Annotated in this window: 1 protein-coding gene and 1 pseudogene; both read right to left on the bottom strand. The window is 67.3% G+C overall.

Translation table 11 applies throughout. The annotated features are described in order from the left end of the window. On the bottom strand, positions 1–1411 hold a 1411-nt coding region (locus ACDELDRAFT_RS21745; RefSeq protein WP_005800694.1), incomplete at its 3' end, for a COG3014 family protein. A 303-nt stretch (positions 1412–1714) separates the two neighbouring features. Next, positions 1715–2036, bottom strand: a pseudogene (locus ACDELDRAFT_RS21740) (class I SAM-dependent methyltransferase); the annotation flags it as partial.

The following is a 2036-nucleotide window of genomic DNA, read 5'->3' as shown; positions in this document are numbered from 1 at the left end:
CCTCGCGTGCGGGGGCCGCCGCCACTGCGGTGAGTTGGCCCACGGTGGACACATCGCCCACCAGCACACGGTTGTCATACAGGCGCAGCGGCACCAGCGCGTACTGGCCGTCAACCTTGATGGGCGCCTCCAGCGCGCGTCCGTTGATGCTCAGCACATGCTCGCCCGGGGGCAGGTAGCCACGGGCCACATAAACCCGGCCGGGCAACATGCGCCACATGCGGTCGTCGGCCTGCTCGGTGGCGATGGAAGCGGCGGCACCAATCAGGCCGCCGATCAGCCACCCGCTTTGCAACTCGTTCTGCACCACGCCCTTGGCCACGGCACGCGTGAAGCCGCGCAGCACCATGCCGGGCATCTCGTCCTTGAGCGCGCGGCGGGCCATGACGTTCACGTCGACCACTTTCTCGAGCTTGAAGTCATAGCCGGCGGCTGAAACCTGGCTCAGCAGGGGATCGTTCGACGGCTCGATCACGGGGTACGAAATGCTGGCCGTGACCATGCCGCGCGGCGTGGGCACGGGCAGCGTGAAGGCCTTGGGCTTGCGCGCGGGCGCGTCACCGGCCTCGATCACGAAGAGTACGTCGGTCATGCGCTGGCGGCGCTTCCAGGTGAAGCTGGTGCGGCTGTCGAGCCCGCGCAGGCCCTCTTCGAGCACGCCGGTGTCGGGCTTGAGCTCGATGGCCTTGCGGTAGCCGGGCGCGGCCAGGCCGGGTTCGTTGAGCACCTCGTAGAGAAAACCGGCCAGGTAGTGGCTCAGGGCGTTCTGGTAGCCGTTCTTGAGGGCCAGCACTTCAGGGTCGTTGAGCGTCTCGACGGGGTAGCCATTGAGTTCCTTGCTGCCGGAGGATGCGCCCTTCGCCTTGGCCTCTTCTTCCGCCGCCAGGGTTTCCTTGGCGCGGAACTCGGCAATGATGGCCTCGCGCTCGTGCGTGCGCTTGATGTCGACGCGGGCGTTCTCGTAGTCGCCCACGGCCAGGCGGTTGAGGGCCAGGCGCGTGGTGAGCCACACCTTTTCGTAGTCCTGGCCTTCATAGACCTTCAGGCGCTCGCTGATGAGCGCGGCGCCCACGGTGCCCATGAGTTTGTCGGGGTTGGTCCTGGCCGCGTCTTCCCACTCCTTGACACGGTTGTCGGCCAACAGGTAGGCGTTGGTGCTGTCGCTGTAGCGGCGGTCCATGCGCAGCAGCTCGCCACGCTCCATGTTGTACAGCAGCGCCGTTTTCTCTTCCTCGGTCTTGGCCGTGGCCTCGAGCTGGGCCAGTGCCGCCGGTATGCCACCCGTGCGGCTGGCGCTTTGCATGTCGGTGGCCAGCTTGTCGTGGCTTTGCATGGTGGCGCAGCCGGTGAGGGCAGCGCTCAGCGCCAGTGCCCACAGAAGGCGGGCGCGGAAAAGGGGCCGGGGATTCATGGGTTCTCCTTGCAGATCGGTCGGTTGTGCACCAGAACCCTTCACCGACGCCCTTGCGGCGCTCGCGGCAGCCCGCGCCCGCTCCGTGGGGGGGCGGGCGGGCGACGCGCTGCACCGATCGGACTGATCGGATGGGAAAGACCATGCGGGTCCGTGCGCCCCCTCCTGGCGCTGGTCCGGACCGCGTGTGCCCTTCGCTGGCTGTGAGTTCTCTGGTGTTCTTCTTGGGGTTGGTAGCCAGGGAGCCAATGTAACAAACAGGTGTTGCATATCCGAAACAGAACAAGGCGCAGCCATCGCTGCTCATGCACCAGCGGGCGAGAAAGGCATGCGGTACAGCCACACCAGCCGCCCCCCCGGAGAGCGCATCTGCGCCCAGGGCAGCATGTCCGGCACCGCGAACTCAAGGCTCACGAGCCACGCACCAGCAGCCAGCTCGGCCTGCGCCTTGGCTGCGGCGCGCGCCATGCTCTCGGGTCGCTGGAACAGGTAGACCAGTTGGTAGGCGCTCCAGTCGGCCTGCCACATGTCGGCACGGCGCACCTGCGCCCAGGGGCAGCGCAGTGCGCATGCCAGGCGCAGCGGGCAGCTCCATTCAATCCCATGGATCCGGGCCTCGGGGTAG

The organism is Acidovorax delafieldii 2AN, from assembly GCF_000175235.1.
Classification (GTDB): domain Bacteria; phylum Pseudomonadota; class Gammaproteobacteria; order Burkholderiales; family Burkholderiaceae_C; genus Acidovorax; species Acidovorax delafieldii_B.
Note: the sequence above shows the minus strand (reverse complement) of the source record. Positions and strands in the feature narration are given on the sequence as shown.